Source organism: Streptomyces griseorubiginosus (genome assembly GCF_001514195.1).
GTDB classification, from domain to species: Bacteria; Actinomycetota; Actinomycetes; order Streptomycetales; family Streptomycetaceae; genus Streptomyces; species Streptomyces griseorubiginosus.
This window is the reverse complement of the sequence record NZ_KQ948734.1, coordinates 1-26,832: the sequence shown is the minus strand read 5'-3', so window position 1 is coordinate 26,832 and position 26,832 is coordinate 1. Positions and strand designations below refer to the sequence as shown.

The 26,832-nt window shown below is 70.3% G+C and carries 29 protein-coding genes and 1 rRNA gene; 9 read left to right on the top strand and 21 right to left on the bottom strand.

Features of this window, described 5'->3' with window-relative positions; all coding sequences use genetic code 11:
• Positions 1–4 precede the first annotated feature (4 nt).
• Positions 5–406: an ATP-binding protein gene (locus tag AQJ54_RS00145; RefSeq protein ID WP_062023002.1), complete on the bottom strand. Its 402-nt coding sequence runs from the start codon at positions 404–406 to the stop codon at positions 5–7.
• A 113-nt stretch (positions 407–519) separates the two neighbouring features.
• Here AQJ54_RS00145 and AQJ54_RS00140 point away from each other — a divergent pair, with 113 nt between their 5' ends.
• From AQJ54_RS00140 to AQJ54_RS00130, 3 genes are read left to right on the top strand one after another with little or no spacing between them, the layout of a single operon-like run.
• Complete coding sequence (locus AQJ54_RS00140) at positions 520–1,344, top strand: helix-turn-helix domain-containing protein (protein WP_062232628.1); 825 nt, start codon at positions 520–522, stop codon at positions 1,342–1,344.
• The gene (locus AQJ54_RS00135) at positions 1,341–1,517 is read left to right on the top strand and encodes a DUF397 domain-containing protein (protein WP_062022996.1); all 177 of its coding nucleotides are present in this window, start codon (positions 1,341–1,343) and stop codon (positions 1,515–1,517) included. The genes AQJ54_RS00140 and AQJ54_RS00135 overlap by 4 nt, the downstream gene beginning before the upstream one ends.
• 44 nt (positions 1,518–1,561) lie before the next feature.
• Positions 1,562–2,368 (top strand): DUF4253 domain-containing protein, encoded by an 807-nt coding sequence (locus AQJ54_RS00130; protein WP_062232624.1) that lies wholly within the window; start codon positions 1,562–1,564, stop codon positions 2,366–2,368.
• On the opposite strand, the gene AQJ54_RS00125 is transcribed toward AQJ54_RS00130, so the two are convergent.
• Positions 2,338–3,279, bottom strand: a complete 942-nt coding sequence (locus AQJ54_RS00125; RefSeq protein WP_062232622.1) for a LysR family transcriptional regulator — start codon at positions 3,277–3,279, stop codon at positions 2,338–2,340. The two genes, AQJ54_RS00130 and AQJ54_RS00125, sit on opposite strands and share 31 nt — an antisense overlap.
• Positions 3,280–3,423: 144 nt before the next feature.
• On the opposite strand from AQJ54_RS00125, the gene AQJ54_RS00120 reads away from it, so the two are divergent.
• Both AQJ54_RS00120 and AQJ54_RS00115 read left to right on the top strand, forming a co-directional pair.
• A complete protein-coding gene (locus tag AQJ54_RS00120; RefSeq protein ID WP_062232619.1) occupies positions 3,424–4,257 on the top strand; it encodes an inositol monophosphatase family protein in 834 nt (277 codons plus the stop codon).
• 31 nt (positions 4,258–4,288) lie between these two features.
• Entirely contained in the window at positions 4,289–4,885 is a 597-nt protein-coding gene (locus AQJ54_RS00115; protein WP_062232608.1) for an NADPH-dependent F420 reductase, read from the top strand.
• On the opposite strand, the gene AQJ54_RS00110 is transcribed toward AQJ54_RS00115, so the two are convergent.
• Together AQJ54_RS00110 and AQJ54_RS00105 are read right to left on the bottom strand one after the other, a co-directional pair.
• The gene (locus AQJ54_RS00110; protein WP_062022983.1) at positions 4,875–6,092 is read right to left on the bottom strand and encodes an aminotransferase-like domain-containing protein; all 1,218 of its coding nucleotides are present in this window, start codon (positions 6,090–6,092) and stop codon (positions 4,875–4,877) included. The genes AQJ54_RS00115 and AQJ54_RS00110 overlap by 11 nt on opposite strands.
• A 114-nt stretch (positions 6,093–6,206) precedes the next feature.
• Positions 6,207–7,109 carry an SAM-dependent methyltransferase gene (locus AQJ54_RS00105; RefSeq protein WP_062232605.1) on the bottom strand — a complete coding sequence of 301 codons (903 nt, stop codon included), beginning with the start codon at positions 7,107–7,109 and terminating at the stop codon, positions 6,207–6,209.
• A 231-nt stretch (positions 7,110–7,340) separates the two neighbouring features.
• On the opposite strand from AQJ54_RS00105, the gene AQJ54_RS00100 reads away from it, so the two are divergent.
• The gene (locus AQJ54_RS00100) at positions 7,341–7,526 is read left to right on the top strand and encodes a hypothetical protein (RefSeq protein ID WP_062232602.1); all 186 of its coding nucleotides are present in this window, start codon (positions 7,341–7,343) and stop codon (positions 7,524–7,526) included.
• A 29-nt stretch (positions 7,527–7,555) separates the two neighbouring features.
• Here the strand turns inward: AQJ54_RS00100 and AQJ54_RS00095 are convergent, their stop codons facing one another.
• The 7 genes from AQJ54_RS00095 to AQJ54_RS00065 all read right to left on the bottom strand — a co-directional run bounded on the left by AQJ54_RS00095 (position 7,556) and on the right by AQJ54_RS00065 (position 15,162).
• Positions 7,556–7,912 carry a DUF805 domain-containing protein gene (locus AQJ54_RS00095; RefSeq protein ID WP_020136035.1) on the bottom strand — a complete coding sequence of 119 codons (357 nt, stop codon included), beginning with the start codon at positions 7,910–7,912 and terminating at the stop codon, positions 7,556–7,558.
• 295 nt (positions 7,913–8,207) lie between these two features.
• A complete protein-coding gene (hemB, locus tag AQJ54_RS00090) occupies positions 8,208–9,200 on the bottom strand; it encodes a porphobilinogen synthase (protein ID WP_062232599.1) in 993 nt (330 codons plus the stop codon).
• A 258-nt stretch (positions 9,201–9,458) separates the two neighbouring features.
• Positions 9,459–11,165 carry a bifunctional uroporphyrinogen-III C-methyltransferase/uroporphyrinogen-III synthase gene (locus AQJ54_RS00085; RefSeq protein ID WP_062232596.1) on the bottom strand — a complete coding sequence of 569 codons (1,707 nt, stop codon included), beginning with the start codon at positions 11,163–11,165 and terminating at the stop codon, positions 9,459–9,461.
• Entirely contained in the window at positions 11,162–12,121 is a 960-nt protein-coding gene (hemC, locus tag AQJ54_RS00080; RefSeq protein WP_062232593.1) for a hydroxymethylbilane synthase, read from the bottom strand. The genes AQJ54_RS00085 and hemC overlap by 4 nt, the downstream gene beginning before the upstream one ends.
• Positions 12,118–13,854, bottom strand: a complete 1,737-nt coding sequence (locus tag AQJ54_RS00075; protein WP_062232590.1) for a glutamyl-tRNA reductase — start codon at positions 13,852–13,854, stop codon at positions 12,118–12,120. The genes hemC and AQJ54_RS00075 overlap by 4 nt, the downstream gene beginning before the upstream one ends.
• A complete protein-coding gene (locus tag AQJ54_RS00070) occupies positions 13,851–14,639 on the bottom strand; it encodes a redox-sensing transcriptional repressor Rex (protein WP_062022970.1) in 789 nt (262 codons plus the stop codon). The genes AQJ54_RS00075 and AQJ54_RS00070 overlap by 4 nt, the downstream gene beginning before the upstream one ends.
• A 235-nt stretch (positions 14,640–14,874) precedes the next feature.
• Entirely contained in the window at positions 14,875–15,162 is a 288-nt protein-coding gene (locus AQJ54_RS00065; RefSeq protein ID WP_107120986.1) for a glutaredoxin family protein, read from the bottom strand.
• 94 nt (positions 15,163–15,256) lie between these two features.
• Between AQJ54_RS00065 and AQJ54_RS00060 the strand changes: the two genes are divergently transcribed.
• The 3 genes from AQJ54_RS00060 (at position 15,257) to AQJ54_RS00050 (ending at position 18,708) form a co-directional block, all read left to right on the top strand.
• Positions 15,257–16,159, top strand: coding sequence for an HAD family hydrolase (locus AQJ54_RS00060; RefSeq protein WP_062022964.1), 903 nt, complete (start codon positions 15,257–15,259; stop codon positions 16,157–16,159).
• A gap of 315 nt (positions 16,160–16,474) precedes the next feature.
• Positions 16,475–17,248 carry an ECF subfamily RNA polymerase sigma factor, BldN family gene (locus tag AQJ54_RS00055; RefSeq protein ID WP_028809350.1) on the top strand — a complete coding sequence of 258 codons (774 nt, stop codon included), beginning with the start codon at positions 16,475–16,477 and terminating at the stop codon, positions 17,246–17,248.
• 245 nt (positions 17,249–17,493) lie between these two features.
• A complete protein-coding gene (locus AQJ54_RS00050) occupies positions 17,494–18,708 on the top strand; it encodes a DUF5667 domain-containing protein (protein ID WP_062232584.1) in 1,215 nt (404 codons plus the stop codon).
• Positions 18,709–18,766: 58 nt separating this feature from the next.
• Here AQJ54_RS00050 and AQJ54_RS00045 read toward each other — a convergent pair whose 3' ends face one another.
• From AQJ54_RS00045 to rrf, 10 genes are all read right to left on the bottom strand, one after another.
• Positions 18,767–19,819, bottom strand: coding sequence for a lysophospholipid acyltransferase family protein (locus tag AQJ54_RS00045; protein ID WP_062232581.1), 1,053 nt, complete (start codon positions 19,817–19,819; stop codon positions 18,767–18,769).
• A 14-nt stretch (positions 19,820–19,833) separates the two neighbouring features.
• Complete coding sequence (locus AQJ54_RS00040; RefSeq protein WP_062022955.1) at positions 19,834–20,916, bottom strand: NAD-dependent epimerase/dehydratase family protein; 1,083 nt, start codon at positions 20,914–20,916, stop codon at positions 19,834–19,836.
• A gap of 233 nt (positions 20,917–21,149) precedes the next feature.
• A complete protein-coding gene (locus AQJ54_RS43095; protein WP_003948845.1) occupies positions 21,150–21,248 on the bottom strand; it encodes a 30S ribosomal protein bS22 in 99 nt (32 codons plus the stop codon).
• 175 nt (positions 21,249–21,423) lie between these two features.
• On the bottom strand, positions 21,424–21,633 hold the full coding sequence (locus AQJ54_RS00035; RefSeq protein ID WP_016437488.1) for a helix-turn-helix domain-containing protein: 210 nt from the start codon (positions 21,631–21,633) through the stop codon (positions 21,424–21,426).
• A gap of 129 nt (positions 21,634–21,762) precedes the next feature.
• Positions 21,763–22,578, bottom strand: a complete 816-nt coding sequence (locus AQJ54_RS00030; RefSeq protein WP_062022953.1) for a phosphatase — start codon at positions 22,576–22,578, stop codon at positions 21,763–21,765.
• A gap of 190 nt (positions 22,579–22,768) precedes the next feature.
• Positions 22,769–23,941, bottom strand: a complete 1,173-nt coding sequence (locus AQJ54_RS00025; RefSeq protein WP_062022950.1) for an acetoin utilization protein AcuC — start codon at positions 23,939–23,941, stop codon at positions 22,769–22,771.
• Entirely contained in the window at positions 23,892–25,106 is a 1,215-nt protein-coding gene (locus AQJ54_RS00020; RefSeq protein WP_062232580.1) for an MFS transporter, read from the bottom strand. Before AQJ54_RS00020 ends, AQJ54_RS00025 begins: the two co-directional genes overlap by 50 nt.
• A 101-nt stretch (positions 25,107–25,207) precedes the next feature.
• Positions 25,208–25,891 carry a VC0807 family protein gene (locus AQJ54_RS00015; protein ID WP_062232577.1) on the bottom strand — a complete coding sequence of 228 codons (684 nt, stop codon included), beginning with the start codon at positions 25,889–25,891 and terminating at the stop codon, positions 25,208–25,210.
• A 78-nt stretch (positions 25,892–25,969) separates the two neighbouring features.
• Positions 25,970–26,614 carry an HAD family hydrolase gene (locus AQJ54_RS00010; RefSeq protein WP_062234758.1) on the bottom strand — a complete coding sequence of 215 codons (645 nt, stop codon included), beginning with the start codon at positions 26,612–26,614 and terminating at the stop codon, positions 25,970–25,972.
• Between the two features lie 62 nt (positions 26,615–26,676).
• Positions 26,677–26,793: ribosomal RNA gene (gene rrf, locus AQJ54_RS00005) — 5S ribosomal RNA — on the bottom strand.
• Positions 26,794–26,832: the final 39 nt, after the last annotated feature.

The window sequence follows — 26,832 nt, the reverse complement described above, 5'->3', positions numbered from 1 at the left end:
GGGTCTAGGGCAGGCCGAACTCGCACCACACGGCCTTGCCCAACTCCCGCTCCCGCACCCCCCACTTGTCGCTCAGTGCGGACACCAGCAGCAGGCCCCGGCCTCCCTCGTCGCCGTCGTGGACGACCCGAGGGACACCGGGGCCGCTGTCGTGCACCTCGACGACGAGGGCGTGCCCCTCGTGACGCAGGAACAGCCGCAGCTGGCGTCCGGGCGGTACGCCGTGCAGCAGCGCGTTGGTCACGAGTTCGCTCACGCAGAGCAGCACGTCGTCGGTTCTCGGCGTCTCGGCGAGCCCCCAGCCGGCCAGGGTCTCGGCCGCGAACCGGCGTGCGGCCAGGGCGGATCGGCGTTCACGGCGGAAGAACCGCTCGCGCAGGGGCGGTAGTCGGGTCGTCTCGTTCACGGGACGAGAGTTGCGGAGAGTGACTACCGTGGATCACTCGGTGAAGCCGTACAGATTTTTTGTACGGGCTCTTACCCGGTGACGTACGCGTGCCAAGGGGGATGGACCATCTCATGAGCGCCAGGAAGCCGCGACCGAAGAACCTCACGTCCCTGAAGATGCTGGGCAAACAACTCGGCACGGCTCGCCGTGCGGCGGGCCACACCCAGATCGCCCTCGCGGACCTGGTCCGCGTGGACGAGGAGACGATCGCGTCGATCGAGCAGGGCAGAAGGACGCTGAAACCGGACCTGGCCGCGCTGCTGGACGAAGTCCTGGAGACGAAGGGGATGTTGGCGGCGGGGGTGGCCAACCTGCCGGACATCGACCAGTTCCCGATGTGGGCGGAGTTGTATGTGGAGCACGAGCGCGAGGCCATCGCGCTCTCCTGGTACGACGCCCTGGTCGTGCCCGGGCTGCTGCAAACCGAGCCGTACGCACGCGCGTTGCTGAGCGGGCGGGTCCCGGCCTACGACTCCGACGAACTGGAGACGAAGGTCGCCGCGCGGGTCGGCCGACGGGAGATCCTTGAGCGCCGGGTCCCACCCACGCTGAGCTTCGTCGTCTGGGAGCCTGCGCTCCTCATGCCCACAGGCGGTCGCGAGACCCATCTGGACCAGCTGCGCTTCTTGCGCGAGTGCTCCGAACTCCCTTGCCTGTCCTTGCAGATCCTGCCCCTGGACCGCCACTCGCACGCGGGGGACGCCGGCCCCTTCACGCTCCTGGAGACTCCCGACCATCAGCACCTCGCGTACACCGAGTCCCAACGCGGCAGCCAGTGGGTTTCCGACGCGGACGAGGTGTCCATCCTCGCGCGCAAATATGCGATGCTGCGGACTCAGGCCCTCACCATTGAGGACTCCAGACGCCTGTTGGACCGTCTGCTAGGAGAGCGATGAGCACGGCACTTCAGTGGGTCAAGTCGACCTACAGCAGCAGCGAGGGCGGCCAGTGCGTCGAGGTTGCCACCGCTCCGGACGTCATCCACATCCGCGACTCCAAGCGCCCGGAGGGAACCACCCTCCAGGTCTCCCCCACCACCTGGACCACCTTCACCACCGCCCTCAAGTAACGCCCCCCACCCCGTTGTCAGTGGCTCCCCCTACAGTCACTGGCATGGCGACTCTTCCCAACCCGCTGCCCCGACTCGCGGCAGACCCGAGCGGTCGTTCGCTCGGACTCGGACTCCCTCTGGGGAGGCTGATCGACGAGACCGAAGACGGTCCGTGGCACGAGTCGTTGCTGTGGCATGCCGAGTACGCGGCGTCGTCCGGGGCGTGGACCGCGCTGGGCGGCCGGGCCGCGCGCGTGGGTCTGCTTCCCGTGCTGATAGAGGTCGGTGGCGGCCAGGGCGGGCCGGAGGAGTGGGAGTTGATGCCCGGGAGGATGTCGTACCCCGGGGACCACGACCCGGAGGAGGTCCTGGCGGACTTCTGGGAGGCGTACGCCGAGGACGAACTCGACGACGGCGAGGGGTCCTGGCCGGGTCTCGCCGAGGCACCCTCCGCTCTCCCCGCCGACCCCGACCGACGGGCCGCCGAGACCGCGGACGCCCTTCTCGACGAGGGCTCGTGGTTCAAGGACCCGCGTCTCGCCCTGGTCCCGGCCCGCCGCAGCGCGGACATCCCGGCGGCGATCGGCTGGACGGGCCCGCTGAACCACGAGAACGACGTGGCGCGGCTGTGCGCGGTGCTGCGTTCCTGGGAGGACCGCTTCGGCATACGCGTCATCGCGCTGGACTTCGACCGGTTGGAGGTCTCGGTCGCCGCGCCGCCCACGACCCAGGAGACCGCGGAGGCCGTCGCCGCCGAACACTTCGCGTTCTGCCCCGACAACATCGACCAGGGCCACCACAACACCCTGCGCGAGTACGCCGAGCACGCGGTGATCGGTCAGCGGACCTGGTCCTTCTGGTGGGACTGACCGACCTCCGGACCGACCTCCGGCGTCAGCGCGGTCCGCGCCAGACCCCGCAGCCAGACGTGCGCGGGGTCGGTGTCGTAGCGCTGATGCCAGGACAGGTACACGGCGGCCGGCGGCAGTTCGAGCGGCAGCGGGAGCAGGGTCAGTCCGAGCACCGCGGCCGCTGAACGCGTCGTCGCCTCGGGGGCGGTGACGAGGAGGTCCGAGCCGCGCACGAACTCGAACGCGGCCCCGTCGGTGGGCGCGGACGCCACCACCCGCCGGGTGAGGCCGAGCCGCGCGAGGGCGTCGTCGAGGACGTTGCCGAGCCTTCCGCGCCGCGAGACGGTGATGTGCTCGGCCTCGGCGTACCGCGCGGCGGTGACCGTCGTGACCCGGGTGAGCGGGTGCCCGCGCCGCACCGCGATGACGTGCCGGGTCTCGGCGACCTGTTCGGCGCGGATGTCGGGTGCGGTAGGGCGGTTCGCGTTCGCCTCCAGGTCGATCTCGCCGCGCCGCAGCTCGGGGGTGTCGACGCTCGATTCCGCGAGGAAACGCAGCCGCACGCCCGGCGCCTGCTCCCGTGCGGCCGCGAGCAGCGCGGGGCCGCCGAGGGCGACGAGTGAGTCGTGCCAGCGGAGGGTGAAGGTGCGTTCGAGGGAAGCGAGGTCGAGTTCGCGGCTCGGTGCCAGCACGTCCTGAACCTGCCGCAGCAGCTCGTGCACCTGTCCCCGGACGGCGATCGCGTACGGCGTCGGGGTCATCGTGCGCCCGGTGCGGACCAGGATCTGATCCCCTGTCGTGCGCCGGATCCGGCCGAGGCTTCGACTCATCGCGGGGGCGGTGACGTGCAGGCGCTCGGCGGCCCCGGCCACGCTGCCTTCCTCCAGGAGCGCGTCGAGTGCGGCGAGCAGGTTCAGATCCAGTTGCATGAGAGTCATGCTAGCCGTGCTTTACATGCACTTGCAGTTAATCGAGGGCGCTCCTACCTTCGAGATGCGGGCACGGAACCGAACCCGGTTCACCTGGTCCGCCTCATCACTTTCTCCACCCCCTCCTCAGACGGGAGCACCGCCATGCCCGAATTCACGCGGACCACCGGAATCGCCCCGGCCCCCGGCTTCCTGTCCGACGCAGACCTGCTCGCCCAGACCGCCATCGCCGTGCGGGAGGCGGGTGCCGTACTGCGGGAGCGGTTCGGCGACGTGGTCCGCTACCGGACCCGCGAAGAGCTGATGGACGCGCTCGCCGCCAACGACGACGCGGCCCTCGACGTCCTGCGCCCCCGCCTCACCGAACTGCGCCCGAACGCCCGCCTGGTGGAGGACGAACTCGCCGGCGGCGCGCTGCCTTCCGGCGAATGGTGGGTCCTCGATCCGGCCGAGGGAAACGTCAACCACCTGCACGCCCTGCCGGAGTGGGCGGTGACCGCCACTCTCGTCCGCGACAACCAGCCGGTGCTCACCGCGGTTCACCTGCCGCTGACCGGTGAGACCTACACCGCACGCGTCGGCGCGGGCGCCCACCTCGACGGCCGCCCGCTGCACGTGTCCCCGACCACGGACCTCGGCCTGAGCCTCGTGGCCACCAGCCAGGCCAGGCCGGACGAGGACGAGGACGTCGTGCGGCGTGTCGGCGCCTCGATCACCGCGATGCTCTTCGACGCGCTCGTGGTGCGGACCTCCGTGCCCGCCACCCTGCACCTGCTGAACCTGGCCGCGGGCCGGATCGACGCCTTCTGGCAGTTCGCCGGGGCCCGCGCGGACCTGCTTCCCGGGGCGCTGCTCGTCACCGAGGCCGGCGGGCGGATATCGGACGCCGAGGGCCGCCCCTGGACCCCGCAGAGCGAGAGCTTCCTGGCCGCGGCGCCCGGCGTGCACACCGAAGCCGTCACCACGCTCTCCCGCTGACTCCCACAAACACCGAAAGGACCACATCACCATGACCGCGATCGCCGTTCTCGGAAACGGCCGCGTCGGCAGCAGTCTCGCCGAGTCCCTCACCCGGGCCGGGCACGAGGTGACCGTGGCGGACCGCTCACCGGACTCCGCCGCCGACGCCGTACGGACAGCGCGGATCGTCATCAACGCCACCCCGGGCGCCGGTTCGCTGGAGCGCCTCGCCGCCCTGCGGGAGGAGCTGCGGGACAGGATCCTCGTGGACGTCTCCAACGCGACCGTCGACGGACCGGACAGACTGCCGGCCGACCTCCTGTACCCCGGTTCGAGCCTCGCGGAGCGACTTCAGGAAGCGCTCCCCGGCACGCGCGTGGTCAAGACGCTCAACACGATGCTCTACACGGTGATGACCGCGCCCGCCGCACTCACCCAGGCCCCGACCGCCTTCCTCTCCGGCGAGGACCCGGAGGCCAAGCAGGTCGTCCGCGGGCTCCTCACCGACCTCGGCTGGCACCAGGAGTGGATCACGGACCTCGGCGGAATCGGCACCGCACGGGCCACCGAGGCCGCGATCCTGTTCGTACCGCACGTGATCCGGTCCGGCGGGTTCACGCCCTTCGCCGTCTCGATCACCCGCTGAGCCCCCGTTCGGCGTCCCGCAACCCGGCCCCGAGCCGCCGCAGCCCCTCCCCGATCTCCTCCGGCGTCTGCGTGACGAAGCACAGCCGCAGGGTCGACCGGTCGGGCTCGCCGGCGTAGAAGGGCGCCCCCGGGACGTAGGCCACATCCCGGGTCACGACCTGCGGCAGCAGCGCGGTGGTGTCGTACGACGACGGGAGGCGCGCCCAGAGGAACATGCCGCCCTCGGGCCGGGTCCAGGTCGATCCCGGGGGCAGGGCCTCGCCGAGCCCCGCCAGCATGGCGTCCCGGCGCTCGCCGTAGACACCCGCCACGCGCCGCACATGGGCGTCGAGGTCCCGGTCGGCCAGATAGCGGGCCGCGGCGAGCTGGTTGACGGTCGGGGTGTGCAGGTCGGCGGCCTGCTTGGCGACCGCGCAGGCCCGGCGCAGCTCGCCGGGCGCCCGCAGCCAGCCGAGCCGCAGTCCGGGCGCCATCACCTTGGAGAAGGAGCCGAGCAGCACGACCCGGTCACGGGCCTCCTCGTGGGCGGCGATCCACGGCACCCGCTCGCCCTCGAAGCGGAGTTCGCCGTAGGGGTCGTCCTCGACGATCCACAGCCCGCACCGCGCGGCCACGGACGCCACGGCGGCCCGGCGTGCGGCGGACATGGTCCGGCCGGTCGGGTTCTGGAAGGTGGGCACGGTGTAGAGCAGCTTGGGCCGCTCCCGCAGCACGAGTTGCTCCAGCGCCGCCGGATCGGGCCCCTCCTCGTCGCCCGGCACGGCGACCACCCGGGCGCCCGCGAACCCGAAGGCCTGGAGGGCGGCGAGATAGCAGGGGCTCTCGACGAGGACCGTGTCGCCGGGTTCGATCAGGGCGGTGGCGAGGAGGGAGAGCGCCTGCTGGGAGCCGGTGGTGACGAGGACGTCGTCGGCGCCGGTGGCGAGCCCGCGCACCGACATCCGCTCGGCGAGGGCCGCCCGCAGCACGGGCTCCCCCTCGGTGGTGGAGTACTGGAGCGCCCGTGCCGGCATCTCCGCCAGCACCGCGCGGTAGGCCTCGGCGATCCCCGCCGCGTCGAACAGCTCGGGTGCCGGGAGCCCGCCCGCGAAGTTGATCACCTCGGGGCGGGCGGTGACGGCGAGGATGTCCCGTACGGGCGACCCACCGACCGCCCGGGCCCGGGCGGCGAGCGGCGGCACGGAAGCGAACGTGGGCACCGTCATGACGGCTCCTTAGGCTGCGGACTGCGACGACAGGGTGCAGCGCAGCCTAGAGAACTGAGTGCCGTCTACAAGCACCTTTCCGTGATACGGACGCCACCACCCGCACCACGCTCGCTAGACCTTGGTGCCGGTGGCCCCGTAGACGTTGATGTCGGCGTCGGTGACGTCGTTGATGTCGCGGTAGCGGATCTTCTCGATGTCGTCGAGCGCCTCGAAGTCCTCGGGCTCGATGGCGGGCGGCACGGGCGCCGGACCGGGGTGCCACCGGTGCACGGGCACGACCCCCGGCTCGTCCAGGCGCACCCCCGGCACCTCGGTGAAGAACCGCTCCACCTCCGGCTTGGACCGGAACACGAAGGTGAACCCCCGCTCGGTGTACGTCCGCTGCACGGCACGCATGGGCTCGGGATGCATCTCGTCGGTGAGATGACTGAGGATGATCCGGCTCCCCGCCGGCAGTGCCTCCACCAGCTCCCGCACGATCGGATGGGCCTGCTCGTCCTCGACGAAGTGCAGGATCGCGACCAGGCACAGCGCGATCGGCTGGTCGAAGTCGAGGGTCTTGGCGGCCTGTTCGAGGATCTGCGCGGGGTCCTTGAAGTCGGCGTCGATGTAGGCGGTACGTCCCTCGGGCCCGCTGGTGAGCAGGGCCCGCGCGTGGGCCAGCACCACCGGGTCGTTGTCGACGTATACGACCCGCGTCTCGGGCAGGATGCGCTGGGCGATCTGGTGGACGTTCTCGGCGGTGGGCAGCCCGGTGCCGACGTCCAGGAACTGCCGGATCCCGTCCCGCCCGGCCAGCCGGCTCACGGCCCGGCGCATGAAGTCGCGGTTGTGGCGCACATCGAGGTACCCGCGCGGGTTGGCGGCCAGCGCGGCGGCGGCCGCCGCACGGTCGACGGGGTAGTTGTCCTTGCCGCCGAGGAACACGTCGTAGACGCGGGCCGAGTGCGCCTTGGTGGTGTCGATCCGCCTGGCCATCTCGGCCGGATCCTGGCTCAGCGCGTCACCGGACATGGACGTCTCCCCTATGAGTAGGTCCTTCAACGGACAACCACCGCGATGGTCAAGAACCTAACTCCCAGGGCGACTTGATGGTGCCCGATGCCCGACATGCCCCGTCCCGCATCCCACACAGGCGGCTCGGGACACGACATCCCCGCAGGTCAGCGCGGCCACCCCAAGCTCCGCGTCCCGAATCCCCCGCCGGGTCTGGCGCACACCGCACCCGCCCCGCAACCTGATCCCATGCCCACCCGACCCCACGGCCACCGCGCCCGCACCGCCCTCGCCCCGCTGACCCTCCTCGCCCTCCTCGCCCTCCTCACCCTCTCGGGCTGCAACGACGGACAGGGCGTCCGCGACGAGGGCCCGGCCATGGCCGGGCCGGCCGCCGTCGCCCCCGCGGAAAACGCGAAGGCCGCCCGGCACTGACCGGGCGGCCTCGAAGCGGAGTTACGGCATCACACGTGCGCCGGGGCCAGCTTCGGGTTCGGGCCGTACTTGTTGTCACCCGGCTCGCTGTCGAGCACGGAGAAGACGAACAGGGTGATGCCACCGACGAGCGGGACGAGGCCGAAGAGGATCCACCAGCCGCTGCGGCCCGTGTCGTGCAGACGGCGCGCGGTGACGGCGAGGCCGGGCAGCAGGAAGGCGATGTAGGGCAGGATCGGCAGCCACGACTGCTTGCTCACGAGGCCGAGGACCAGGAACACCACGTAGATGATCCCGGCGAACAGCGCGAACATCCAGTACTCCTTGCGGCGCGAACGACCGCTGAAGACCGCGTACTTCTTGAGTGCCTCAATGAACCAGCTCATGGTGGTGCCCCCCAGGGAATCGACATCCGGAACCGTTCCGAATGGATCAGGCCAGGCGCAGAAGATATGAAGGATGTCGAGAACTCGTCAATTCGACGGATGTAAGCAGTCCATCAAGACAGGCACCTGTCACATCCTGACAAATCCACCCCGCCAGAAGCCCGATTCGGGACAGATGATACGAAGATCACCCACCGAACAGAACGGCGTTGTCCGGACGTTGGCCTGAACGAACCCGGCCCGTATCCGGACCGAGTTCGAAACGTTGCCGTGACACGCCGTACCAACGCCCCTGTCAGCGGAGCTTCTGAGCCACCTCGGTCGCCCAGTAGGTGAGGATGTTCCGCGCCCCGGCCCGCTTGATTCCGGTCAGCGACTCCAGGATCGCCCGGTCCCGGTCGATCCAGCCCTTCTCGGCGGCGGCCTCGATCATCGAGTACTCGCCCGAGATCTGGTACGCGGCCACCGGCACGTCGACGGCGTCCGCGACCCGCGCGAGGATGTCGAGGTAGGGCCCGGCCGGCTTGACCATCACCATGTCGGCGCCCTCCTCCAGGTCGAGGGCGAGCTCCCGCAGCGACTCGCGCGCGTTCGCGGGGTCCTGCTGGTAGGTCTTGCGGTCGCCCTTCAACGAGGACCCGACGGCCTCCCGGAACGGCCCGTAGAAGGCGGAGGCGTACTTGGCCGTGTACGCGAGGATGGCCACGTCCTCCCGCCCGATCTGATCAAGGGCGTCCCGGATGACCCCGATCTGACCGTCCATCATCCCGCTGGGCCCGACCACATGAGCGCCCGCGTCGGCCTGCACCTGAGCCATCTCGGCGTACCGCTCGAGGGTGGCGTCGTTGTCGACCCGGCCCTCCGCGTCCAGCACCCCGCAGTGCCCGTGATCGGTCGTCTCGTCGAGACACAGGTCGGACATCACGAGCAGCTCGTCACCGACCTCGGCCCGCACGTCCCGGAGGGCGACCTGAAGAATCCCGTCGGGGTCGGTCCCGGGCGTCCCGAGGGCGTCCTTCTTCTCCTCCTCAGGCACCCCGAACAGCATGATCCCGGAGACGCCGGCGGCCACGGCCTCGACGGCGGCCTTCCTCAGACTGTCCCGGGTGTGCTGCACGACCCCGGGCATCGCCGCGATCGGCACGGGCTCACTGACGCCCTCCCGCACGAACGCCGGGAGGATGAAGTCGGCGGGGTCCAGCCGGGTCTCGGCGACCATGCGCCGCATGACGGGGTTGGTCCGCAGCCGCCGCGGCCGGGCACCGGGAAAGGATCCATACGTCGTCATACCCCCGAGGCTACGCCCGCCCCGGGGGCCCCTTTACCGACGCAGCGTCGGCCGTGGAGCGCCTAGCGGGGTGCCGGGTCACGTGATCTGGCGGGTGCGGGTACGTCGTGGCTTGTCGCGCAGTTCCCCGCGCCCCTGGGGGTGCAGGCGGCCTGCGCCACGGATTTCAGGGGCGCGGGGAACTGCGCAAAACGCCAGCCCCCACGCACCCGCACCCGCACCCGCACCCGCACCCGCACCCGCACCCGCCAGACAACCTCAGGTAGTCGACCGCCGACGCCGCGCCCCCGGCCGCCGCTCACTCGGTCGCGTCACCGGATCGCCCGCCTCCAGCGCCGCCGCCCGCCGCTTCAGCCCGAAGTCCGCGAGCGCCTCGGCCAGCCGGTGCACGGACGGCTCGGGAGCCATCACATCGACCCGCAGCCCGTGCTCCTCGGCGGTCTTGGCCGTCGCCGGCCCGATACACGCGATCACCGTCACGTTGTGCGGCTTCCCGGCGATACCCACCAGGTTCCGCACCGTGGACGACGACGTGAAGAGCACGGCATCGAACCCGCCCCCCTTGATCGCCTCCCGCGTCTCCGCCGGCGGCGGCGACGCCCGCACGGTCCGGTACGCGGTGACGTCGTCGACCTCCCACCCGAGCTCGATCAGCCCGGCGACCAGCGTCTCCGTGGCGATGTCGGCCCGCGGCAGGAACACCCGGTCGATCGGGTCGAAGACCGGGTCGTACGGCGGCCAGTCCTCAAGGAGCCCCGCGGCCGACTGCTCACCGCTCGGCACGAGATCCGGCTTCACACCGAACGCGATCAACGCCTTCGCCGTCTGCTCCCCCACCGCGGCGACCTTGATCCCCGCGAAGGCCCGGGCATCGAGCCCGTACTCCTCGAACTTCTCCCGCACCGCCTTCACCGCGTTGACCGAGGTGAACGCGATCCACTCGTAGCGCCCGGTGACGAGCCCCTTGACCGCCCGCTCCATCTGCTGCGGAGTCCGCGGCGGCTCGACGGCGATCGTCGGCACCTCGTGCGGCACGGCCCCGTAGGACCGCAACTGGTCGGAGAGCGACGCAGCCTGCTCCTTCGTACGCGGCACGAGCACCCGCCACCCGAACAGCGGCTTGGACTCGAACCACGACAACTGCTCGCGCTGAGCCGCGGCGGACCGCTCACCGACCACGGCTATCACCGGCCGCCCGCCCTCGGGCGAGGGCAGCACCTTGGCCTGCTTGAGCGTCTGGGCGATGGTGCCCAGGGTCGCCGTCCAGGTCCGCTGCCGGGTCGTCGTACCGGCGACGGTGACCGTCATCGGAGTGTCGGGCTTACGGCCGGCCGCGACCAGCTCACCGGCGGCGGCGCCGACGGAGTCCAGGGACGTCGACACGACCACGGTCCCGTCGGACGCCCCCACCTCCGTCCAGCACCGGTCGGAGGCCGTGCGCGCGTCGACGAACCGCACGTCCGCGCCGTGCGCGTCCCGCAGCGGCACACCGGCGTACGCGGGCACGCCGACGGCCGCGGCGACACCGGGCACGACCTCGAACGGCACGCCCGCGCGGGCGCAGGCCAGCATCTCCTCGGCGGCGTACGCGTCGAGCCCGGGGTCCCCGGACACCGCACGTACGACCCGCCTGCCGCCCCGCGCGGCCTCCATGACAAGATGTGCCGCATCCCGTACAGCGGGGGCAGGGGCGGTTGTTGACGTGCTGTCAACAACTGTCAGTTGGGGCGCGCCCGTGCCCGGAACCGGAGCCGAAGGCGACTCCGTGTCCGTGTTCACGACGGCGACGCCCGACCGAGCGTGGGCGCGCACGACGTCGAGCACTTCGTGCCCGGCGACGAGGACGTCCGCGTTCGTGAGCGCCTCCACGGCGCGCAGAGTCAGCAGTCCCGGATCTCCGGGTCCGGCACCGAGGAAGGTGACGTGCCCGTGTTCAGGACCGGCGGGAAGGGTGGTGGGGCTCACTGTGCTCGCTCCCCCATCAGACCGGCCGCGCCCTCGGCAAGCATGCCGGCCGCGAGTTCACGGCCGAGCGCCATTGCTTGGTCGTACGTCTCGGGCACGGGACCGGTGGTGGACAACTGCACCATGCGAGAGCCGTCGGTCGTGCCGACGACGCCCCGCAGGCGCATTTCCTTGACAATCTGCCCGTCGGCCAGAAGGTCGGCCAGCGCGCCCACAGGGGCGGAGCAGCCGGCCTCCAGGGCGGCGAGCAGTGACCGTTCGGCGGTCACGGCGACCCGCGTGAACAGGTCGTCGAGTTCGCCGAGCGCTGCGATCAGGTCCGCGTTGTCCGCGGTGCACTCGATCGCGAGTGCTCCCTGGCCGGGAGCGGGCAAAACTGTGTCGACCGAGAGGAAATCGGTCACTTCGTCGATACGGCCGATGCGCTGCAGGCCCGCAGCCGCGAGCACCACCGCATCAAGCTCACCATCGCTCACGAACCGCACCCGGGTGTCGATGTTCCCCCGGATCGCAACCGTCTCGATATCAAGGCCGTGCGCGCGGGCGTACGCGTTCAGCTGGGCCATGCGCCGGGGCGAGCCGGTACCGATGCGCGCGCCTCGGGGCAGGTCGGTGAACTTCAGCTCGTCCCGGGCGACGATGACGTCCCGCGGGTCCTCGCGCGGCGGTACGGCGGCCAGCGCCAGTTCGTCCGGCTGCCCGGTCGGCAGGTCCTTGAGCGAGTGCACCGCGAGGTCGACCTCGCCCTTGAGCAGGGCTTCGCGCAGCGCGGTCACGAACACACCCGTGCCGCCGATCTGCGCGAGCGCCTCCCTGGACACATCGCCGTACGTGGTGATCTCGACGAGCTCGACGGGCCGCCCGGTCACCTGGCTCACGGCCTTGGCGACCTGCCCGGACTGGGCCATGGCGAGTTTGCTCCGCCTGGTCCCGAGCCGTAGCGCCTTGGTACTCATGCCGACCCTCGGCCTTCCTCATCGGTGGTGCTGTCCTCGGCGCGGGAGACGGCGGCCACCGTCTCGGGGTCGAGGTCGAACAGGGTTCGCAGCGCGTCGGCGTACCCGGCACCGCCGGGTTCGGCCGCGAGTTGCTTGACCCGTACGGTCGGCGCGTGCAGCAGCTTGTCGACGACACGCCGCACGGTCTGCGTGATCTCGCCGCGCTGCTTGTCGTCGAGGCCGGGCAGCCTCCCGTCGAGGCGAGCGATCTCACCGGCGACGACATCGGCGGCCATGGTCCGCAGCGCGACGACGGTCGGCGTGATGTGCGCGGCCCGCAGAGCGGCCCCGAACGCGGCGACCTCGTCGGCGACGATACGGCGGACCTGGTCGACGTCGGCCGCCATGGGAGCGTCGGCCGAGGCCTCGGCCAGCGACTCGATGTCGACGAGCCGCACGCCGGCGAGCCGGTGCACGGCGGCGTCGATGTCCCGGGGCATGGCGAGGTCGAGCAGGAAGAGCGAGGGAGCGGGCCGCGGGATCTCGGCGACGGGCTCCGGCTTGCGCCGCTCGGGCACCCGCCCGATGACGGCCGCGGTGGCGGCGAGCGCGGCGATGGCGTCGGCCTCCGCGAGCGGATCGACGAGAGCGACGGCCCCCTGCGGCCGCGGAGCGTTGTCCACCCAGGCGGCATGCTGCTCCAGCTCGGAAGCAGCCATCCCGGCGACGGCGGCCTCACCGAGCACGGAGAACCCGGCGGTGGAGGGCACCGGAGCCAGATCGAGCGGACAGTTCTCGTCGGAACTTGGCTCCGCCAAGCTGCGGGCAGTCGTGCCGCTTGGGGCGGCACGGGTGGGCGCAGGCGGCGCCCCGTCAGCGCCGGGCAGCGCGACCCACCCCCGCTCAGCACCCACACCGGGCACAGCCGAAGCAACAGCCTCAGCCGTAAGCACCAGCCCAGTGGCCCCCGTACAAGACACCACAACATCGGCACGTGTCAGCTCGTCCGGCACCGAATCCATCGGTACCGCACGGGCAACCACGTCCGACTCGCCCGAGTCGTTGAGGATCTCCGCCAGTCGCTCAGCCCGCTCAGCGGTCCGGTTGGCGATCACGACCTCGGAAACCCCCGCCCGCGCAAGCGTCGCCGCAGCCAGCGAGGACATCGACCCGGCCCCGATGACCAGCGCCTTCTTACCGAGCGCCCAGTCCTGCACGGCCGTACCGGAGGCAAGCTGCTCCAGTCCGAACGTGACCAGCGACTGCCCGGCCCGGTCGATCCCGGTCTCGGAGTGCGCCCGCTTGCCGACCCGCAGGGCCTGCTGGAAGAGGTCGTTCAGCAGCCGCCCGGCGGTGTGCAGCTCCTGCGCCCGGGCCAGGGAGTCCTTTATCTGCCCGAGGATCTGCCCCTCGCCGACGACCATGGAGTCGAGCCCGCAGGCGACGGAGAAGAGGTGGTGGACCGCCCGGTCCTCGTAGTGCACGTACAGATAGGGAGTGAGCTCGTCGAGCCCCACCCCGCTGTGCTGGGCGAGCAGCGTGGACAGCTCGGCCACACCCGCGTGGAACTTGTCCACGTCGGCGTACAGCTCGATCCGGTTGCAGGTGGCGAGCACCGCGGCCTCGGTGGCCGGCTCCGCGGCGACCGTGTCCTGGAGCAACTTCACCTGCGCATCGACATGCAGGGCCGCCCGCTCGAGCACGCTGACCGGTGCGCTGCGGTGGCTCAGTCCGACGACGAGGAGACTCATGCCGGCATCACGGCGGGTACGTCCCCGTCAGGCCCTTGGTCGGCGGAGGTGGAGCTGGAGGCGGGGCCGGAGACACCGCGGGCGGCGGCCGGACCGGCGCCGTCGGAGCCGGCGGCGGCCTCCTCGCCGGCCTTCCGCTGCTCGTGGAAGGCGAGGATCTGCAACTCGATGGAGAGGTCGACCTTGCGCACGTCCACGCCGTCCGGCACGGACAGCACGGTCGGCGCGAAGTTCAGGATGGAGGTGACCCCGGCGGCCACGAGCCGGTCGCAGACGGGCTGGGCGGCACCGGCGGGCGTCGCGATGACACCGATGGACACGCCGTTGTCCTCGATGATCTTTTCCAGGTCGTCGCTGTGCTGCACGGGGATCCCGGCGACGGGCTTTCCGGCCATTGCGGGATCGGCGTCGATGAGGGCCGCCACCCGGAATCCACGGGACGCGAAGCCGCCGTAGTTGGCGAGCGCGGCGCCGAGGTTGCCGATGCCGACGATCACAACCGGCCAGTCCTGGGTCAGGCCGAGTTCGCGGGAGATCTGGTAGACGAGATACTCGACGTCGTAGCCGACACCGCGCGTTCCGTAAGAACCCAGGTAAGAGAAGTCCTTGCGCAGCTTCGCGGAGTTGACCCCCGCGGCCGCGGCCAGTTCCTCGGAGGAGACCGTGGGTACCGAGCGCTCCGACAGTGCGGTCAGCGCGCGGAGGTACAGCGGAAGCCTGGCGACGGTGGCCTCGGGAATCCCTCGGCTACGGGTCGCCGGTCGGTGAGTTCGGCCAGTTGCCACGGTGCTCCTGCGGGTAGAGCGGGGCTGTGGGCGGTCATGCGTCCCCGGACCGCCCCGTCGAATGCAGGCTATGTCTTTGTGAACGCGTGCACAAAGATGGTGTCCGATTTGCCCGGCCAACGTGACCGGGGTCACGCGCGTCTCTCTCGGAGGCAAAACCGCACACTTCCCTCATCAATCTCGCCCCCGGGACCACATCGCCATCGATCCTAAGCGACCAAGGGGACCAGTTGGACTAGTCGGTCAGGGCCTTGCGGAGGCGGTTCTCGTCCACCCGCCAGAACGTGTGCTGCTCCCCGTCGACGAGCACGACGGGGATCTGCTCCCAGTACTGGTCGTGGAGTTGAGGGTCCTGGTCGATGTCCTTGTGCTCCCAGGGAACCCCGAGATCTCCACACACCTTCTCGATCACCGACTGTGCGTCATCACACAGATGGCAGCCCGGCTTGCGGATCAGGGTGACGAGCCGGTCCTCGGGGGCCCGGCCCTGCTTGCGGCGGAAGATGGGACTCATGCGGGCCATTCTCCCGCCTGATTAACGGCCGAGTCTCGGAGAGTTCACACCCTCCAAACCTCACGACTCCGGAACCCCCGAACAAACTGGCTATGCTCACGCCATGGCCGCTCTCGGATGGCTCACTCCCCGTAGGCGCTCCGCCACGGCGCGGAGCGTGTTGGCAGGCGAGGCCTCGGCGGAGGCCGCGCGCAAGTCGGTGCCCGCCGAGGAACCCGCGTTCCCGGTCCTCGGCGACGACAAGGCAGCCGCCTTCTTCGACCTGGACAACACCGTGATGCAAGGTGCGTCCCTCTTCCACTTCGGGCGCGGCCTGTACAAGCGGAAGTTCTTCGAGACGCGCGACCTGGCCCGCTTCGCCTGGCAGCAGGCCTATTTCCGGCTGGCCGGCTCCGAGGACCCCGAACACATGCAGGAGGCCCGCGACTCCGCGCTGTCGATCGTCAAGGGTCACCGCGTCGCCGAGCTCCAGTCGATCGGCGAGGAGATCTACGACGAGTACATGGCCGAGCGGATCTGGCCGGGCACCCGCGCCCTCGCGCAGGCCCACCTGGACGCCGGTCAGAAGGTGTGGCTGGTCACCGCGGCACCGGTGGAGATCGCCCAGGTGATCGCACGACGCCTCGGCCTCACCGGCGCGTTGGGCACGGTCGCGGAGTCGGTGGACGGCGTCTACACCGGCAAGCTGGTCGGTGAGCCGCTGCACGGCCCCGCGAAGGCGGAGGCGGTGCGCGCCCTGTCGGCGGCTGAGGGCCTGGACCTGTCCCGCTGCGCGGCCTACAGCGACAGCCACAACGACATCCCGATGCTCTCCCTGGTCGGCCACCCCTACGCCATCAACCCGGACTCCAAGCTGCGCAAGCACGCCCGTCAACTGGACTGGCGGCTGCGTGACTACCGCACCGGCCGCAAGGCCGCGAAGGTCGGCATCCCCGCGGCGGCCGGAGTGGGCGCGGTGGCCGGGGGCACGGCGGCGGCGATCGCTCTGCACAAGCGCCGCCGCTAGCCGGGCAAACACACCGATCCACGGGTTTTACCGGCGTAACGCCGTGTCCAGCGGCATTGGCTGCACACGGCCACAACACGCCCCCTTCCCTGACGGAACGTGACCGCTTTCGATCAACAACCGGTCACTCTGCGGTACTTGATGGGGCACCAATCGGTTACGGAAGCGACGTAATCGATGAATAGAGCAACTGGGTGTAGCAGGGCCTGCACTAAGCGTTATTCTCCTCAGACGCAATCCGGTACCCCTTCCGTCGCTACGACGGGTGAACGGTCCCGCACTGCACGTGATGGAAGCTCTGCCTCTGGGAGTCCCGTGTACCCACACGTCGGGGTTGACGCCTCGGGCCTGGCTACGCTGCGCGCAACGGTCCAAGACCTGTTGCGCGGCTTCGTCCCCACCGCGTACGCCGTCCCCGCCCTCGCCGTAGCCACGGCACCGATCGGCCCGTGCTACGCACTGGCCGAAGGTTCCGCGGCCGTCGGCAGACGAGGGCGTTCGACCGGTGCCGCAACGGCCCGCCGTCCGGCCGCGGACAGCGACAGCGCCCGCATGATGGACCTGGTCGAACGCGCCCAGGCCGGCGAGGCCGACGCCTTCGGCCGCCTGTACGACCAGTACAGCGACACGGTGTACCGGTACATCTATTACCGGGTGGGAGGTAAGGCCACCGCCGAGGACCTGACGAGCGAGACGTTCCTGCGTGCGCTGCGCAGGATCGGCACCTTCACCTGGCAGGGCCGCGACTTCGGCGCCTGGCTCGTCACCATCGCGCGCAACCTCGTCGCCGACCACTTCAAGTCGAGCCGCTTCCGGCTCGAGGTCACCACCGGCGAGATGCTCGACGCCAACGAGGTGGAGCGCTCCCCGGAGGACTCCGTCCTGGAGTCCCTCTCCAACGCCGCGCTGCTCGACGCCGTACGACGGCTCAACCCGCAGCAGCAGGAGTGCGTGACCCTCCGTTTCCTCCAGGGCCTCTCGGTCGCCGAGACCGCCCGGGTCATGGGCAAGAACGAGGGCGCCATCAAGACCCTCCAGTACCGGGCCGTCCGCACCCTGGCCCGGCTCCTCCCGGACGACGCCCGCTGAGGGCGGCCGCCCGCGCACACCCCCGGTAATCGCCAACTCGCTCTCGGTGAAAGTCCGTTGACTCCCCGATCCGATCATCCGCAGTCCGTAACCCAAGTGCCGCGCCGCTCGTTGTGCGGGATGCAGGCTCCCTGTGGTCACTCCCTGGCCGACTTCGATCACCCGATCGAGTGCTTGTGGTCAGGGTGTGCAACCCTCAGGACCCCCTGGGGAGTCGACCGTCATGACGAGAGGAGGTGCCGCCAGTGATCGCGAACGTATCGGCGCACCGGCGGGCGAACGCCTTCGCCCAGGCCCTGGAGGAGCAGTCCGACCGGGACCCGGCGGCCGAGCAGTCCGAAGGACACCAGCCGGCCGCCGTGGAGCACTCCGGGCAGGACCGCCTGCTGACCCTCGCGGAGTGTCTCGGCGAGCTGCCCAGACCCGAGCTGGACCCCGAGGTCAAGGTCGTTCAGCGGGCCCAGCTGGTGGCCGCGATGGAGGCCATGCTGCGGGAGGGCACCGTGGGCGAGCCCGCGGTCCCCGAGCAGCGCTCCCACCGGGCCAAGGGCACGCACCGGGCGAGTGGGCTGGGCAAACTGCGACCGCGTTCCCGGCTCACCAAGGGCCTGGCGGCGGGCGGTCTGAGCGTCGGCGTGGCCGCCGGTGCCTTCGGCGGAGTCGCCGCGGCCAGCTCGGACGCGCTGCCCGGGGACTCCTTGTACGGCCTCAAGCGCGGCATCGAGGACTTCAAGCTCAACTACCTGTCCGACGGGGACGACGAGCGCGGTGTCGCCTACCTCGACCAGGCCTCCACCCGGCTGAACGAGGCACGCCGGCTGATGGAGCGCGGCCGGGGCGGCCACCTCGACCACGAGTCCCTGGGCGAGATCCGCCGCACCCTGTCCGGCATGCAGCACGACGCCTCCGAGGGCCACCGGCTGCTGCACGAGGCGTACGAGCGCGACCCGAACTCCCTGGGCCCGATCCAGGCCCTGGCCGGCTTCTCCCGCTCGCACCGCGAGGCCTGGGGCGCGCTCCGTGAGCGGCTTCCCGTGCAGCTCGGCGATGTCAGCGAGCAGGTGTCCTCGGTCTTCGACGCCATAGACGAAGAGGTCGCCCCGCTCCAGTCCCTGCTCCCCGAGACCCCCGCGCAGAGCGGCGGCAAGGGCGGCGGTCCGCGCCAGGGCTCCGGTGCGAGCTCCTCGGACACCTCGACCGGCCCCGACCGCTCCACGCCCCCGGGCACCGACGGCTCCGGTGAGCACCACGGCGGCAACCCCGGCAAGGCGTCCCCCTCCGGCAACCAGGACGACGGCCTCCTGGGCGGCAGCACCGGCGGCCTCCTGGACCCCCCGAAGTCCAGCGGCACCACCAGCCCGACCTCCCCGTCCCCCTCGGCCGACCCGGACGTCACCCTCCCCCCGCTCCTCCCCGGCCTCCTGCCCGGCCTGGGCATCAACGGCGAGGAAGCCAACTAGCTCTTCCGCTACGGCGGTGGGGGCGCCCTATCTCCACAGGGCGCCCCCACCGCCGTACTCAGAAGAACACCGACCGCCGCTGCACCAACAGCTTGTACAGCGTGTGCTGGATCTGTTCCCTCACCTGGTCCGTCAGGTTGAACATCAGCATCGGATCCTCCGCCGCCTCCGGCGGGTAGCCGTCCGTGGGGATCGGCTCACCGAACTGGATCGTCCACTTGGTCGGGAGGGGGACCGCGCCGAGGGGACCCAGCCACGGGAAGGTCGGCGTCAGCGGGAAGTACGGAAAGCCCAGCAGACGCGCCAGCGTCTTCGCGTTGCCGATCATCGGGTAGATCTCCTCCGCGCCCACGATCGAGCACGGGATGATCGGAGTGCGCTGCCGCAGGGCCGTGGAGACGAACCCGCCCCGACCGAAGCGCTGGAGCTTGTAGCGCTCGCTGAACGGCTTGCCGATGCCCTTGAAGCCCTCCGGCATCACCCCGACCACCTCGCCCTGCCCCAGCAGGCGCTCCGCGTCCTCCGCGCAGGCCAGCGTGTGCCCGAGCTTGCGGGCCAGTTCGTTGACCACCGGCAGCATGAACACCAGGTCCGCCGCGAGCAGCCGTAGATGCCGCCCCGCGGGGTGGTGGTCGTGGACGGCGACCTGCATCATCAGCCCGTCCAGCGGCAGCGTCCCGGAGTGGTTGGCGACGATCAGCGCCCCGCCCTCCGCCGGGATGTTCTCGACGCCCTTCACCTCGACCCGGAAGTACTTCTCGTACACCGGCCGCAGCAGCGACATCAGGACCTGGTCGGTGAGTTCCTCGTCGTAGCCGAAGTCGTCGACCTCGTAGTCCCCGGTGAGCCGCCGGCGCAGGAAGTTCAGGCCCCCCGCGATCCGCCGTTCCAGACCGCCCTCGTCGTGCGCCTGCTGCGGCGGCTGTTCCTCACGCGTCACAGGAACATCATCCTGCGCCGGGGCCGCGCTGGGCAGGGGCTGGACCTCACGGACCGGCCCGGGCTCGGGGCCCTTGCGCCGGCTCCCCCCGCTCCGGCGCCGCTGCGGCCGCTGTACGGCGCCCGCGCGGGACCGGTCGTCGTCGAACGGAATGACCTTGGCGTCCGCCATCGTTGATGCGCTCCTCAGTTGGCGCTCTGCGTCGAGTTGGCGCTCTGCGTCGGGGGCCGGCCGGCACCGGCGAGCGGCGGCAGCGCGGCAAGCCGGTCGACGGCTCCCGCGACGGCCTCCGGCGGCACCAGCCCCGGGCCCTGGCTGCGCGCGAAGTCCGCGAAGGTCTCGGCCGTCGTGTACTTCGGCCGGAACCCGAGCGTCTCACGCATCTGGACCGTCGACACGACCCGGCCGTGCGTGAGCAGCCGGATCTGCTCGGGCGAGAAGTCCGTCATCCCCAGCGTACGCACCAGCGACCCGGCCCACGTGACGGCCGGCAGCAGCAGCGGCACGGTGGGCCGGCCGAGCCGCCGCGAACACTGCGACAGCAACAGCACGCCGTCGCCCGCGATGTTGAAGGTGCCGCTGTTGAGCGTGCCCCGCGCCGGCTCGTGCGAGGCGATCCTGAGCACCTCGATCACATCGTCCTCGTGCACGAACTGAAGCCGCGGGTCGTACCCGAACACGGTCGGCAGCACCGGCAGCGCGAAGTACGAGGCGAGCGGGGTGTCCGTGGTCGGCCCCAGGATGTTCGCGAACCTCAGCACGCACACGGCCACGTCAGGACGCCTGCGCGCGAACCCCCGCACATACCCCTCGACCTCGACCGTGTCCTTGGCGAACCCGCCGGAGGGCAGCGACTTGGGCGGGGTGGTCTCCGTGAACACGGCGGGATCACGCGGCGCGGACCCGTACACGTTGGTGCTGGACTTCACCACGAGCCGCTTCACGTTCGGCGACTTCTGACAGGCACCGAGCAGCTGCATGGTGCCGATGACGTTGGTCTCCTTGACCGTGGTCCGGCTCCCGCTGCCGAGCGCCATCGCCGTCACGTCCAGGTGGACGACGGTGTCGGCGGCCGTCTCGGCCAGGACCCGGGCGATACCGGGCTGCCTGATGTCCGCCTGGATGAAGTCGGCGCCGCCCAGATGATGTTCGGGCGCGACCGCGTCCACGGCGATCACACGGTCCACCTGCGGGTCACGCTGGATGCGTCGTACGAAGCGGCCGCCCAGCTGTCGGGCCACTCCGGTCACGAGCACGACCTTTCCCAAGATCAGCGCCTTCCTTCCAGCCGTGGTCCAGCCCTGGTGCCGTCCTGATACGGCACCGGTCCTGTGCCGCGTTCCCCGTGTGCCGCCAACTTAGCGGTTCGATGTTGCGCTGTGATGACCGCCCACTGCGCGAGGTGACGACATCCAGCCCCCCGCCACACTTCCGACACGCGTGTGGCCCCCCACCGGCATTGGGTGGGGGGCCACAGACACGCTGCTTGCGCGGCGTCGCCTTACTTCTTGTTGCGACGCTGAACGCGCGTGCGCTTGAGCAGCTTGCGGTGCTTCTTCTTAGCCATCCGCTTGCGCCGCTTCTTGATAACAGAGCCCACGACTACCCTCGCTCACTTCTCATCACTCGGTGCTGGGCATCATGGGCCCACACGACCTACGAGGGGCTAGCCTACCCGCCCGAGCGCTGAGGTCGTAATCGAGGTGAACCGGGGAGATCGGGCAGGGGGTCCACGAGTGCCCTGAGGCCCCCATGACCTCCCCGGAACCTCGCCGTCAGGCTGTCTCCACCCCCACGTAACTCTCGCGGAGGTACTCGTGAACCGCGTTCTCGGGGACGCGGAAGGACCGCCCCACCCTGATCGCGGGCAGATGACCGCTGTGCACCAAGCGGTACACGGTCATCTTCGACACTCGCATCACCGAGGCGACCTCCGCCACGGTAAGGAACTGAACCTCGCTCAGAGGCCTCTGCTCAGCAGCCATGACACACCTGAACCTTCCGCACTCGACGGCCACCGGCTTCCCCTTCCGGTGACTCTTCGTCGCTGCGTGCTCACTCCCCAATGTAGGGGCGGGTGATGCAAGTGGGGAAGAGGTGCACCCATCGGCGGCCTACTGTGACAGACACGCTCGATTGAGTACGTAGCGGGTCAGCGGCAGGTAGTAATCGGACCGCACGGCGTCATCAAGTGGAACGGCGACGGACACGACCCCCTCGGCCTCCCCCACGAAGAGCGCGGGGTCATCCGTATCCGCCAGCCCAATGGCCTCAAACCCCAGCTGACCTGCTCCGCAGACCCATCCGTGATCCCCGATCACGAGCCCGGGAAGCGGTCCGCCGCTCTCCGCGGCGGCCGCGAGGGCGGTACGAACCGGCAGCGGTGAGTGCGTGTGTGCGCCCGGCTCACCACCGGAGCCCTTCCCGTCCGCTCCCCGCACGAGCGCGACTCCTCGTACGTAGTGAAGGTTGTACGTGCGTAGACCGAACCGGGTCGTTATGTCGACACGGTGACCATGCGCGGGGGTGAGGACGGTACATCCCGCCGCCGAGAGAGCGTCCGCGAGAGCGGCGTAGAACCCGAGCAGTCGGTGCGGATGCCCGGTCCCGATCAGCACGGCCCCACCACGCCGGGCAACGGCGGCGAGCCGCAGCGCGAAGGCATCGAGCGCGGCGACGGTCCGCTCAGGATCGATCACATCCTGGCCAGTTGTACACCTCGGATCGCCTGAAACCCCGCACTGGTCCGCCATGAGCCCGATCAGGTCCCGCACACTCCACGCCCCCTCGGGATCGATCCCGATCAACACCCGTGGATCCCGGGCCGCGAAGAGCCGATAACTCCGCAGACTCTCCTCCCGCGAGGTGGCCACGGTCCCGGCGAGACGAGCGGCCAGCAGATGGGCGCGGAGAGCGCCGGTGCTCAACACGGGAGAGATGGTGGCGGATGGGCAACGGGGACGTCTTGGGAACGGGGATTTACCGCACAGTCGGAGTAACTCAGACTGCGCACACCCAGGGGCGCGGGGCTGTGTCGATATGCGGCTCCGCCGCGTGGGCGCGACCAGCCACAACCCACCCGCAGCCACCCCACAACCTCACCAGGCACCCCGCGAAGCGCTACGCCAACAACCCCCGCAACGGAAACACCGCCCGCCGAGTGGCCAACACCGCCTGATCCAGCCGATCCGCAGGGTCGTACCCCGCATCCCACTCCGCGAACGACACCGGCCACCGCCCATCAGTCATCCGCGCCGGCGCCAACTGCCGCGTCCGCGCGAACACTTCCTGCCGCCACCCCTCGGGAATCATCGCCTCGGGCTCGATCTCCCGCCCCGCCGCGATCCCCACCAGATGCGTCCACGACCGGGGTACGACATCCACCACGGCGTACCCTCCACCCCCCAGGGCGATCCACTTGCCCCCGGCGTACGCGTGCGCCAGCTCATGACAGGCCACCTGCACGGCCCGCTGCGCGTCCAACGACACGGCCAGATGCGCCAGAGGATCCTCGAAATGCGTATCCGCCCCATGCTGGGTCACCAGTACGTCCGGCCGGAAGTCAGCGATCAGCTCCGGCACCACGGCATGGAAGGCCCGCAGCCACCCCGCATCCCCCGTCCCCGCGGGCAACGCCACGTTCACCGCGCTGCCCTCGGCCGAGTCCGCCCCGGTCTCCTCGGGCCACCCGGTCTGCGGGAACAGCGTCCGGGGATGCTCGTGCAGGGAGATCGTCAGCACCCGGGGATCCTCCCAGAACGCCGCCTGCACCCCGTCCCCGTGATGTACGTCGACATCCACATAGGCGACCCGCGAGGCCCCCAGCTCCAGCAGCCGCGCGATGGCGAGCGAGGCGTCGTTGTAGATGCAGAATCCCGAGGCCCCACCCGGCATCGCATGGTGCAGCCCGCCCGCGAAGTTCACCGCGTGCAGCGCGTCCCCCCGCCACACGGCCTCCGCCGCACCCACCGACTGCCCGGCGATCAGCGCGGAGACCTCGTGCATCCGCTCGAAGGCCGGATCGTCCATCGTGCCCAGCCCGTACGACTGGTCGGCCGCCCCCGGATCCACGGAGGCCGCCTTCACAGCCTCGACGTAGTCCTCCCGGTGCACGAGCCGCAGCGTCGACTCGCCCGCCGCCTTCGCGGCCACGACCTCCATGTCCCGGTCCAGCCCGAAGGCGTCCACCAGGCGCCGGGTCAGATCCAGCCGGACCGGATCCATCGGATGGTCCGGGCCGAAGTCATAGCCCGTTACTGCCTCGTCCCACATCAGCTGTGCGCGGCCGCTCATGCCCGCCACCGTATCGGTCCGGTTGAGCGGCGAACGACTTGGCGTACACCAGCGTCACCAGCACCAACACCATCGGCACCAGCATGGCCCCGCGATAGCTCCACGCGTCCCCCAAGGCCCCCACCAACGGCGAACCGATCAGGAACCCCACGTAGTTGAAGACATTGAGCCGCGCCACCGCCGCGTCCGACGCCCCGGGGAACAGCCGTCCGGCCGCCGCGAAGGTCTGCGGCACCAGCACACACAGCCCCATCCCCAGCAGTGTGAACCCGAGCATCCCGACCCACGGCCCGGGCGCCACGGCCACCACCGCGAACCCCCCGGCCGCCACCACCGCCCCCAGCCGTACGACCGCCACCGCCCCGAACCGCCGCACCCCGAAGTCCCCGACGGCCCGCCCGATCAGCGTGGTCACCATGTACACGTTGTACGGCACGGTGGCGAGCTGCTCCGAACTCCCCAGCACGTCCTGGAGGTACTTCGCGCTCCAGTTGGAGACCGTGGAGTCACCGATGTACGCGAAGGTCATCACCAGGCACAGCGGCAGCAGCAGCTTGAAGACGATCGGCTCCGCACCTCCCGCCGCCTTCTCCTCCACGGCGGCCCCGTCGCCGTCGACGTACCAGCGACTGCCCACCAGGCACAGCGGCAACAGCACGGCCACGACCGGCAGATAGGACACGAACAGCGCGAGATGCCAGTGCGCCCCCACCCACGCCAGCGAGGCCCCCACGATCCCGCCCAGGCTGAACACCGCGTGGAAGCTGAGCATGATGCTGCGCCCGTACGCCCGCTGGAGGCTCACCCCGAGCATGTTCATGGACGCGTCGAGCATGCCCACGGCGAGCCCGAAGGCGGCCAGCGAGACACCGAGCTCGACCGTCGAGTCCCCGGCCCCCACCCCGAGCAGCGCCAGGAGCACGACCGGCTGGGCGAACCGCAGCAGCCGGCTGGGCGGTATCCGCTTCACCAGCTGCTCGGTCGACACGCTCCCGACCCCGGCGAGGATCGGCACGGCCGCCAGGAAGGCGGGCAGCAGCGCGTCGGAGACCCCGTACCGGTCCTGGATCGCGGGGATCCGCGTCACCAGCAGAGCAAAGGCGACACCTTGCGCGAAGAAGCTGAACGCCAAAGAGGCCCTACCGCGCCGCAGCACATCTGTCATGGCGGCGAGCGTAGGGCCCCAACGTACTCGTGGGTAGATCCAGCCAAAGATGAATTTCCCTCAGCTTTACCGGACCTCGTCACCGGGCTTCCCCCCGGGCTTCACCGGGCGAGGGCGACCTCAGGCATCGAGCGGGCGCCGGCCTTGGTCTCGGCGATCAGCATCCGGGCCATCGGCCCGGCGCCCAGCGCCCCGCTGACCAGGAACGCGACCGCCATCGACGCGACCATGACCACGGACCCGAGCCACACCATCGTGTCCACCGGCAGCGTGTACGCCCCCACGACCCGCCCCACGCACTCCGCCAGCAGCACGACACCCCACACAACGGAGAACCGCCGCTCCGCCCGCCGGAAGTCCGCCGACCCGGCCTGGAGCCGCGCCCACGCCGTCTCCCGCTCGGCGATCCCCTTCACCAGCCAGGGCTTCATGCCGGCGGTCATCATCGGCTTGCCCAACGCGACGGAGACGAGGATGCCGATCCCGATGACACTGCTGACCCCGCTGTCCTTGGCGAGCATCAGCCGCGGATCCCCGGCGACGAAGCTGAGCAGCAGCCCCACGACGTTCACGACGAGGATCAGCGCGGCGAGAGCGTTGACCGTCCGCTCCCTCACCACGCTCCAGACCGTCCGCACCGCGGGCACGACACTGCTGAGGCCCAGCGCCATCAGCGTGCTCATACCGAGCCCGTCCTTGAGGAGGTAGTACGCCCCGATCGGCACAGCCACGTCCACGATGAGGGGAGTCAGGTTCGCGCGCTTCGAGTTCGTCTTCGTCGTCATGCCCTCAGCTTCCCGTCCAGCGAGGGGGCGCCGGTAGGAACGATCGTCCGGAGCTCGGCATGACAAATGTCAGACGCGTCAGACGAGCAGATCGAGCAACTCCCCCATGCTGGAGAACAGTTGAGTGGCGCCGACAAGCTTCTCGGCGGGCGTCATCGCGGTGAACCCGTACACGTCCATCCCGGCCGCGTTGGCCGCCTGCACGCCCAGCGGACTGTCCTCGACCACCACACACCGCCCGGGCTCGACCCCCATCCGCTCGGCGGCGTAGAGGAACAGATCCGGCGCCGGCTTCCCGCGCCCCACGTCCTCGGAGCTGAAGATCCGCGCGTCATCGAACCACCGGTCAAGGCCGGCCGCCCGATGCCCCACCCGGATCCGCGCATGACTCCCGGAGGAGGCGACACAGTACGGCACTCCGTCCGCGACCAGCTTCTCCAGTACGCCGGCGACACCGGCCACGGCCTGCAACTCCCGCTCGAACGCGGCGAACACCCTCGCGTGGAAGACGTCGTCGAAGTCCGCGGGCAGGCGTTCTCCGCTCCGCTCCAGGACGAGCTCATGGATCCGGTGCATGGCGGAGCCCATGTAGTCCCGGATGGAGTCCTCGTAGGAGGTCGTATGCCCGAGCTCCGTCAGATAGGCAGCGAGGTGGCGATTGGAGATCGGCTCACTGTCGACGAGGACGCCGTCGTTGTCGAAGATGACGAGGTCATAGCGCATGCCGATCACCATAAACGCAGAAAGGCCCACACCATAAGGTGTGGGCCTTTCCATCAAAAGGAGTTCGGCGGTGTCCTACTCTCCCACAGGGTCCCCCCTGCAGTACCATCGGCGCTGTAAGGCTTAGCTTCCGGGTTCGGAATGTAACCGGGCGTTTCCCTCACGCTATGACCACCGAAACACTATGAAGTTCGACCGGAATAGACACGGTCGTTGCC

Bases quoted from the DNA above. Each gene is read 5' to 3' on its own strand.
- AQJ54_RS00140 (WP_062232628.1), top strand. From the start codon at position 520: ATGAGCGCCAGGAAGCCGCGACCGAAGAACCTCACGTCCCTGAAGATG.
- AQJ54_RS00135 (WP_062022996.1), top strand. From the start codon at position 1,341: ATGAGCACGGCACTTCAGTGGGTCAAGTCGACCTACAGCAGCAGCGAG.
- AQJ54_RS00130 (WP_062232624.1), top strand. From the start codon at position 1,562: ATGGCGACTCTTCCCAACCCGCTGCCCCGACTCGCGGCAGACCCGAGC.
- AQJ54_RS00125 (WP_062232622.1), bottom strand. From the start codon at position 3,279: ATGCAACTGGATCTGAACCTGCTCGCCGCACTCGACGCGCTCCTGGAG.
- AQJ54_RS00120 (WP_062232619.1), top strand. From the start codon at position 3,424: ATGCCCGAATTCACGCGGACCACCGGAATCGCCCCGGCCCCCGGCTTC.
- AQJ54_RS00115 (WP_062232608.1), top strand. From the start codon at position 4,289: ATGACCGCGATCGCCGTTCTCGGAAACGGCCGCGTCGGCAGCAGTCTC.
- AQJ54_RS00110 (WP_062022983.1), bottom strand. From the start codon at position 6,092: ATGACGGTGCCCACGTTCGCTTCCGTGCCGCCGCTCGCCGCCCGGGCC.
- AQJ54_RS00105 (WP_062232605.1), bottom strand. From the start codon at position 7,109: ATGTCCGGTGACGCGCTGAGCCAGGATCCGGCCGAGATGGCCAGGCGG.
- AQJ54_RS00100 (WP_062232602.1), top strand. From the start codon at position 7,341: ATGCCCACCCGACCCCACGGCCACCGCGCCCGCACCGCCCTCGCCCCG.
- AQJ54_RS00095 (WP_020136035.1), bottom strand. From the start codon at position 7,912: ATGAGCTGGTTCATTGAGGCACTCAAGAAGTACGCGGTCTTCAGCGGT.
- hemB (WP_062232599.1), bottom strand. From the start codon at position 9,200: ATGACGACGTATGGATCCTTTCCCGGTGCCCGGCCGCGGCGGCTGCGG.
- hemC (WP_062232593.1), bottom strand. From the start codon at position 12,121: ATGAGTACCAAGGCGCTACGGCTCGGGACCAGGCGGAGCAAACTCGCC.
- AQJ54_RS00075 (WP_062232590.1), bottom strand. From the start codon at position 13,854: ATGAGTCTCCTCGTCGTCGGACTGAGCCACCGCAGCGCACCGGTCAGC.
- AQJ54_RS00065 (WP_107120986.1), bottom strand. From the start codon at position 15,162: ATGGCCCGCATGAGTCCCATCTTCCGCCGCAAGCAGGGCCGGGCCCCC.
- AQJ54_RS00060 (WP_062022964.1), top strand. From the start codon at position 15,257: ATGGCCGCTCTCGGATGGCTCACTCCCCGTAGGCGCTCCGCCACGGCG.
- AQJ54_RS00045 (WP_062232581.1), bottom strand. From the start codon at position 19,819: ATGGCGGACGCCAAGGTCATTCCGTTCGACGACGACCGGTCCCGCGCG.
- AQJ54_RS00035 (WP_016437488.1), bottom strand. From the start codon at position 21,633: ATGGCTGCTGAGCAGAGGCCTCTGAGCGAGGTTCAGTTCCTTACCGTG.
- AQJ54_RS00025 (WP_062022950.1), bottom strand. From the start codon at position 23,941: ATGAGCGGCCGCGCACAGCTGATGTGGGACGAGGCAGTAACGGGCTAT.
- AQJ54_RS00020 (WP_062232580.1), bottom strand. From the start codon at position 25,106: ATGACAGATGTGCTGCGGCGCGGTAGGGCCTCTTTGGCGTTCAGCTTC.
- AQJ54_RS00015 (WP_062232577.1), bottom strand. From the start codon at position 25,891: ATGACGACGAAGACGAACTCGAAGCGCGCGAACCTGACTCCCCTCATC.
- AQJ54_RS00010 (WP_062234758.1), bottom strand. From the start codon at position 26,614: ATGCGCTATGACCTCGTCATCTTCGACAACGACGGCGTCCTCGTCGAC.